Source organism: Corynebacterium sp. HMSC072A04 (genome assembly GCF_001809235.1).
GTDB lineage: Bacteria > Actinomycetota > Actinomycetes > Mycobacteriales > Mycobacteriaceae > Corynebacterium > Corynebacterium hiratae.
Genome location: NZ_KV796731.1, coordinates 1 through 7,159 on the forward strand (window position 1 = coordinate 1; position 7,159 = coordinate 7,159).

Genomic DNA, 7,159 nt, shown 5'->3' on the forward strand with positions numbered 1-7,159 from the left:
AATCAACGCACTCTAAAACCGGAAGGGCCCGTAAACTCTCAAAATCCTCGTTGGGCCTTTCAACCCTGAACTGAGTAATGAGATCTTTTTTCATCTCTTCGGAATCCACTTCAACTGGTTCGGAGCAAATGAAAAGTACGTCGACTCCAGGCAGGAGCGCTGCTTTACGCACTACTTGCGAATACGTTTTATATGCCGATTCCAGAACACACTGATCGGCCACGAAAAAAGTGTCTAAAGCAAAAAACATACGCATTGTAATGCTTTCCAAACAGATAAAGCTGGTGAACTCGCCTGCGATGTGGAGCGAAGGTTTTGGCAACTCGGGCAGTTTTTATATCTGGGATTTGGCCCCGCCGGCCCATCCCTTGAGATGGGCCGAATCAGGTTAGTTGCTGCGCTTGACGGTGGCCGCAACCTCGCCTGGTTGGACATGACCCTCGCGGGCAATGTCGACACCAGCGACTTGCTTGGCCGTGGGGCACACCACCGGGGTGATGAGGTTGACGCCGCGCTCGCGCAGCTTCTGCGCCTCCACCGCGATGATCGGCGTGCCGGCGGTGACGGTATCGCCCTTCTTGGCCAGGGCCGTGAAACCTTCGCCCTTGAGCTCCACGGTGTCGATGCCGATGTGGATGAGCAGGTCCAGCCCATCCGCGGTCTGCATACCGAAGGCATGGCCCGTCTTGAAGACCATGGTGATGGTGCCGTCAACGGGCGCGCAGACGTCGAAGGCATCGACGGTTTCAGGCATAACGGCGAAGCCTTCGCCCACCATGCCCTGCGCAAAGGAGGCATCCGGGACCTGGGAGAGCTCGACGACGTCTCCGGCGAACGGGGCACACACCTCGACATCCGCTGCGTCACCGCTGACGCTCTGAGCGGAAGCGGCGCTGGCCGGCGCGCTGGCTCCAGCCGCGGTCGCAGCACCCGCCGTGGCCAGGACCGGAGAACCGTGGCGCAGCTGGTGGCTGACCTCGTCATACATGAACTGCACGGCCGGGCCCACGATGACCTGGACGCTCTTCTCCGAGGGGTGGATGACGCCGGAGACGGCGGCGCGCTTGATTACGGAGTCGTCGACAAGCGCGCGATCCTTGACGCCCACGCGCAGGCGCGTGGTGCAGTAGTCCAGGGAGTCAATGTTGTCCTTGCCGCCGAGGCCTTCGATGATGCGCGCGGCATCGGCTGCGGTCTTGTCATCGCCGCTGACGGAATCCGCCGCGTCGTCGGCCTCATCCTCGCCGCGGCCCGGCGTCTTCAGGTTCAGCCAGCCGATGAGGAAGTAGAAGATGACGAAGTAGAGGAAGAAGAAGCCCACGCCCATGACCAGCAGCATGTACCACTTGTTGGCCAGCGGGTTCTGGGAGGAGAGCAGCATATCCACGAAACCGGCGGAGAAACCGAAGCCGGCGGTCCACTCCATGGCGGAGGCGATGAAGACGGACAGGCCCATCAGTAGCGCGTGCACCACGTAGAGCAGCGGGGCGACGAACATGAAGGAGAACTCCAGCGGCTCGGTCACTCCGGTGAAGAAGGAAGCCAAAGCGCCGGCGGCCATGAGGGAGCCGACGACCTTGCGCTTGCTCTTATCCGCGCGCAGGTACATGGCGAGTGCCGCACCCGGCAGACCGAACATCATGACCGGGAAGAAGCCCGCCTGGTAGCGGCCCACGACGCCCTCGACCGTGCACTGGCCGTTGGCCCAAATACCCGGGCAATCAGCGGCAGAGGTCGCGGCCGCGGCGGCGTCGATGGTGGCCTGGCCGGCCTGGAAGTTACCGATGTCGTTGATACCGATGACGTCGAACCAGAAGACGGAGTTCAGTGCGTGGTGCAGGCCAGTCGGGATGAGCAGGCGGTTGGCCACGCCGTAGATGCCGGCACCCGCCGCGCCCAGGCCCTGGATGGAGGTACCGAAGTTGAACAGCGCGTTGTAGATGAACGGCCACACAAAGTAGAGGATCCCGGAGACAACCATGGCGAAGATCGCGGTAAGGATCGGCACCAATCGGCGGCCAGAGAAGAAGGCGAGGAAGTCCGGCAGCTTGGTGCCGTGGAAACGGTTATATACCCAGGCCGCCATGATGCCGGCGAGGATGCCGAAGAGGACGTTGCCGCCGCCCACAGCATTCCAGCCTTCCGCGGCCCATTCCAGCGCCTCATCGCCGGTCAGCGCGGTGGGGTCTTCGATACCACGGTAGCCGGCCACAGCCTCCGGGCCGAGCAGTTTCATAAACGTGGCGAAGGCCAGGAAACCAGAAAGTGCCGCGGCACCGTTGGAATCCTTGGCCAGGCCGAAGGAAATGGCGATGGCGAAGATCCAGCCCAGGTTAGCCAGCACCGCATCACCGGAGCTGATGAGCAGCTGCGCGGCGAGGTTATCCGGGCCGGCGGCGCTGGAGATCCAGTAACCAACACCGCAGAGGATCGCCGCGACGGGCAGCACCGCCACGGCGCCCATGAGGGCTTTTCCGAGCCGCTGCAGCGGCCCCATGACATCGACTTTCATGCGAGGAGTCCTTTCACACTAGTAAGGAATTAGATGGAGTTTTTAGGAAAAGAGTGGGCGGTGAGGACGATGTTGGTCGGCGAAAATGTAGTACTCGCGGTCCTCTAACTGGGAAGCAGCGGATTCATCCACAATCACCGTGGCGTGCTGGTGCAACTGCAGGATTGAGGCCGGGCAGTGTGCAGACAGTGGGCCTTCCACCATGTCGCGCACAGCATTGGCCTTGTTGCTACCGGTAGCCAGCAAGAGCAGGCGACGCGCCTCGTTAATCGTTCCCAGTCCTTGAGTGACGGCAAAGCGCGGCACCTCGTCCACGGTGTCAAAGAAACGGGAGTTATCGTTCACGGTCTGCGGGTGCAGAGTAGTGACGTGGGTGCGCGACGTCAGGGAGCTGGAAGGCTCGTTAAAGCCGACGTGTCCGTTGGCGCCGATGCCCAGCAGTTGGATATCCACGCCGCCAGCATCACGGATGGCCTTGTCATAGGTGGCCGCGGCGGCTGCCGGGTCGTCCGCGTCACCAGCGGGGCTTTTCACCAGGTCGTCGTTGAAATCCACGTGGCTGGTGAATTCGCGGCGAATGGTGGAATAGTAGGACTGCTCGTGGGTGCGCTCCAGCCCGATGTATTCATCGAGCAGGAATGCGCGGCTGCGGGCAAAGCTCACCTCGCCGCGCTCATAGCGGGCGATGAGTTCCTTGTACATCGCCACCGGGGTCGATCCCGTGGCGAGGCCCAGGGTGGACCCGGCGTTGGCGTAATGCGCGAAAATGTTCGCGGCTTCCACGGCCACCTCGGCGGGGGTAGATCGAATAAGTATGTCCATGAGCTGCCTTCCTCGTTGCTTCTTTATTTAACGTCTAGATTTTTAACGGTCGAGCGGGATATCAGCACCGCCAACAATGACGCGCACTGGTTCCAACTGGGCATTGAGGCCCACCAGGTTGGCGCGCGCGCCAACCGCGATGCGGCCTAGATTCGTCTCCCCCAACACGTCGGCTGCCGTGGTGGAGGTAAAACGCACCGCCTCGCCCAGACCATGGCGCGCGGCGAAACTGATGAATTGCTGAGCCAAGGTGGAGGTACCGCCCGCGATAGCGCCGCTGGGCACGCGCGCCACTCCCCCGCTCACCGTGACGGGCAGGGAGCCCAATTCATAGTCACCGTCGGCCATGCCGGCCGCCGCCATGGCATCAGTGATGGCGAAGGCGCGGTGACTGTGAGCCATGTCCACGGCGCCGTCGACAAGATGCACGCCATCTGCGATGAGCTCGACGGACACATCGCCCGCCTTCGCTGCGGTAAGCAAGGCCGCTACCGGGCCCGGCGCGCGGTGGTGAATAGAAGGCATGCCATTAAAGAGGTGCGTTCCAGTCACGGTCAGGCCGAGCTCCTTAGCCTTGGCGATAACGCTCAGCGTGGTGTCGTAATCGGCCTCGGTGTGGCCCAGGCTGGCGATGATGCCATGCTCCGCGCAGACGTCGAGCAGCTTGTCGACGTTCTCCGTTTCCGGTGCGAAAGTAATCGAACGCAGGTGGCCGCGGGCCGCGGCGATGACTGCGCGGAAGAAGTCCGGGTCGCCCGGCACGATGCGCGAAGGGTCCTGCGCGCCGCATTTGGCCGCCGCGATGAAGGGGCCCTCCATGTGGATGCCGGCGATCTCGCCTTCTTCAGCCAGCTGGGCCAAAAGCTCAGCCCGGGCACACAGCTCTTCTTGTGTGCCGGAGACCAAGCTGGCCAGCAACGTCGTGGTGCCGTGCGCGCGGTGGAAGCGGGCGGCGGCCAGGCACTGCTCATAGTCGCCGTTGGGGAAGCCCCCGCCATTGCCTCCATGGTTGTGCAGGTCCACGAAACCGGGCACCCACAGCAACGCATCCGGGTCCCCGGCGTGCCAGGCGGCCTCGGCTGCGGGGACGTCGCCAAGCACTATGCCCTCAATGCTCTCCCCGAACGTGACGGCTCCGGCGCGCAGCTCGAAGTTCTCATCAATGTAGAGGCCCTCGACGTGGCCTTTCGCCTTTGTCTGCATAACTCATTCGATTCTGTTTGTACAGGCTGGCGTGGCACCGCCCGGTTGACACTTCATTTGAAATTTATCAGGGCTGCCGATTTTTGTGAACCACGCCTCCTGCAAAGAGGCGTGTGAGCACAGGTAGCTTTTTGCGTGTTCGGTACACCGCATGGGATGGCGAAAGACCCCGCGAACTACCAGCCACGGGTGGCCACTCGGTCCCAGAGCGCGTTGCTCGCCAGCTCACCGGCACCCGCCGGTGAAGCGCCAACGAACACGTCTCGTGCATCAGGATCATCAGCAAGAATGTAGCGGAACCACGCGGTGGCATAGCCGTCCCCGAACTCTAAAACGTCCTTGTGATCCGCGCCCAGGCGGCGGGCAATGATTGCCGGACCACCGGCTGATTGAAAGCTCTCCTCTAGGTCTGACCACGGGCTGACAAGCCAGCGGTCTGAACGGCCATCGCTCGTCATCAAGAACAACGGTGCCTCAACATCCGCGGTGGTGTAGTCCCAGTCATTGGACTGTGCCACTTTGTGGGAGGCCGGGCTCGCCGCATACACAGCTGCTACCTCCGTGTGGGCCGCAGCGTTGATGGCGCCCGCGCCACCCTGTGAGTGTCCGAAAATGCCAACCCGTGATCGATCCACGCGAGAATCCAGTTCCGGCAAGCTCTCGATTAGGTGCACGACATTCTCCCCGGTTCCGGTTTGGGGAGTCTCATCGCCGACAACCACGAAGCCCCAACTTGCCAGGTGTTCCGCCACAGGCAGGTAGCTACTCAGCGGCGTGTTCGTGCCATTAGCCATGACCACCGCCGGAAATGGTCCCGCACCCGTCGGTGCCGCAACGGTCACGTCGCCGTCGCGCCGCACGTCGACCTCGTGTGGCCCCTCGCCCGCAAACGACGCTTCCAGCGGGCCACCTGTCTCAGCGCTGTATCCGGGAGCTACGCCGTCATCACCGGTCACGCTGTCTGCATCGACCCACTGCATGAATCCCACAAACCCGACAAACGCCACCACAATCACGGCCACCACGGCAATCATGCCAACCACAAGCTTTTTCATGCTCTACATTTTGATGTTCACAAGAGCGAAGGTCACTAGCGCTAGCACTACTTTTTCCTGTACACAGTGCAAGACCTGACTCCGCCACACCCTTGCAATGAGAGTCGCACATCATTATCTTGTTGCATGTAATCGTCATCACATACGGGAGAAAAAATGCTTACCTCCGAAACGCTTTCCGACGTAGCCACAGTGGGAGGTTCAGGTCCGTCCAGAGGTCAGGGCAACGAAACAGTTACAGCCTAAATGCATCCCCCTAGAAACAGTGGTGGCGAAGGGCTTTTATCTATCTACACCCTGACCGCCACATATTTTTTATCGTCAGTGTGCGGGTCAATGACCAGCCTCTCGATTTCACTCCACTTCGCCGAACTCAACAAGGGCGAACTGTTGGTGGCAAGCATCTTCATCTCGGGTACTTGCGCTCAAGTTTTTGCAGTCCCCTTTCTGGCCCCACTCTTCAACAAATTCAACAGCTATCACATTGCGCTTGCTGCGCTTTTCTTGGATCTTCTGGGCTTGTTATCAATGGCGGCCTATCCAGATCCTTCGATCCTCATTCTTGGAAACCTCGTCACCGCATGCTTAAGCGGCCTGTCAATTCCATCCATTTTCACCATCGCTGATTCTCAGGTCGGCGAAGGACAGCAGGCGAAAGCCTTCTCCCTCTTAGATACAGCTCGACTTGGCGGCGGATTCCTTGGACCGCCTCTAGGTGGATTACTACTGGACCAAAGAAACCTGCAGACAGCGCTCTTCGTTGAAGCCTGCGCCGTTGGGGTCTCGCTGCTTGCTTTTTATTTCCTTTATAAATCCTCGCCCCAGAAATCATTGCGGCATCCTGAAACCAAAGACTCTTCACCGAGTTTTCTCCAGAAGGTCCTCGAAGCACCTTCCCTTTTGTTGAAGAATAGAAGCGCTCGGTCCGCGTTAACCAGCATTTGGGGAGCAATTATCTGCACCTCGATTTTCAACGTTTCGCTTGTCTTCTATGCGACACAGACCCTCCACGTCAGCGGTACGTTATATGCCATCATTGCCCAAGCATTTATCGTGGGCCGCATTTTTGGAGCACGGCTTTCAGCTCGCCTTCACTCACAGAACGCCGAGAAGGTCCTGACCGGGGCAGGATTCGCTATGGGGTGTTTCATAGCTTTACCTGGACTATTCCCCTCATTATGGCTCTGCATCCCATGTTTCCTCCTGGGCGGAGTCTGCAATGCTGCTCAGGTGGCCGCACTACGCATAATCGTTGTCGGATCCGTACCTGATGAAGTGAAACCCAAAGCCCTTTCTACGATGGGTTCAATTAACAGCTCCGCAATGCTTATTGGATACATCATCGGGGCACCTGTTGTAAGTGCCATCGGCCCAGCTGCGGCCCTTGTCGTATCAGGGTTTGGCACCTCTATCCTCACTCTGGGGCCAATTCTGAAGACCACCATGTACGGTGCCTCCGGTGACCAAGACTACGACAACAAATAGCATTCAATTCTGTAGTAAATCTACTGTCAGATGCGAGTTTTTGGTACCGGTGTGTTCAGAAGACTGAAATGGTAGCGGTGTG

6 protein-coding genes are annotated in these 7,159 nt (G+C 59.8%); 1 reads left to right on the plus strand and 5 read right to left on the minus strand.

Annotated elements, in window-relative coordinates; all coding sequences use genetic code 11:
- From HMPREF2565_RS14010 to HMPREF2565_RS01180, 5 genes are all read right to left on the minus strand, one after another.
- Positions 1-322, minus strand: a 322-nt coding sequence (locus tag HMPREF2565_RS14010; protein ID WP_210385861.1) for a hypothetical protein, incomplete at its 3' end; no start/stop codon positions are given.
- A gap of 66 nt (positions 323-388) precedes the next feature.
- The gene (gene nagE, locus HMPREF2565_RS01165; protein WP_070546703.1) at positions 389-2,512 is read right to left on the minus strand and encodes an N-acetylglucosamine-specific PTS transporter subunit IIBC; all 2,124 of its coding nucleotides are present in this window, start codon (positions 2,510-2,512) and stop codon (positions 389-391) included.
- A 42-nt stretch (positions 2,513-2,554) separates the two neighbouring features.
- A complete protein-coding gene (gene nagB / locus HMPREF2565_RS01170) occupies positions 2,555-3,334 on the minus strand; it encodes a glucosamine-6-phosphate deaminase (RefSeq protein WP_070546701.1) in 780 nt (259 codons plus the stop codon).
- Positions 3,335-3,376: 42 nt separating this feature from the next.
- A complete protein-coding gene (locus HMPREF2565_RS01175) occupies positions 3,377-4,537 on the minus strand; it encodes an N-acetylglucosamine-6-phosphate deacetylase (protein WP_070546699.1) in 1,161 nt (386 codons plus the stop codon).
- A gap of 176 nt (positions 4,538-4,713) precedes the next feature.
- The gene (locus HMPREF2565_RS01180; protein WP_070546697.1) at positions 4,714-5,592 is read right to left on the minus strand and encodes a poly(ethylene terephthalate) hydrolase family protein; all 879 of its coding nucleotides are present in this window, start codon (positions 5,590-5,592) and stop codon (positions 4,714-4,716) included.
- Positions 5,593-5,838: 246 nt separating this feature from the next.
- On the opposite strand from HMPREF2565_RS01180, the gene HMPREF2565_RS01185 reads away from it, so the two are divergent.
- The gene (locus HMPREF2565_RS01185; RefSeq protein WP_071406744.1) at positions 5,839-7,077 is read left to right on the plus strand and encodes an MFS transporter; all 1,239 of its coding nucleotides are present in this window, start codon (positions 5,839-5,841) and stop codon (positions 7,075-7,077) included.
- Positions 7,078-7,159 lie beyond the last annotated feature (82 nt).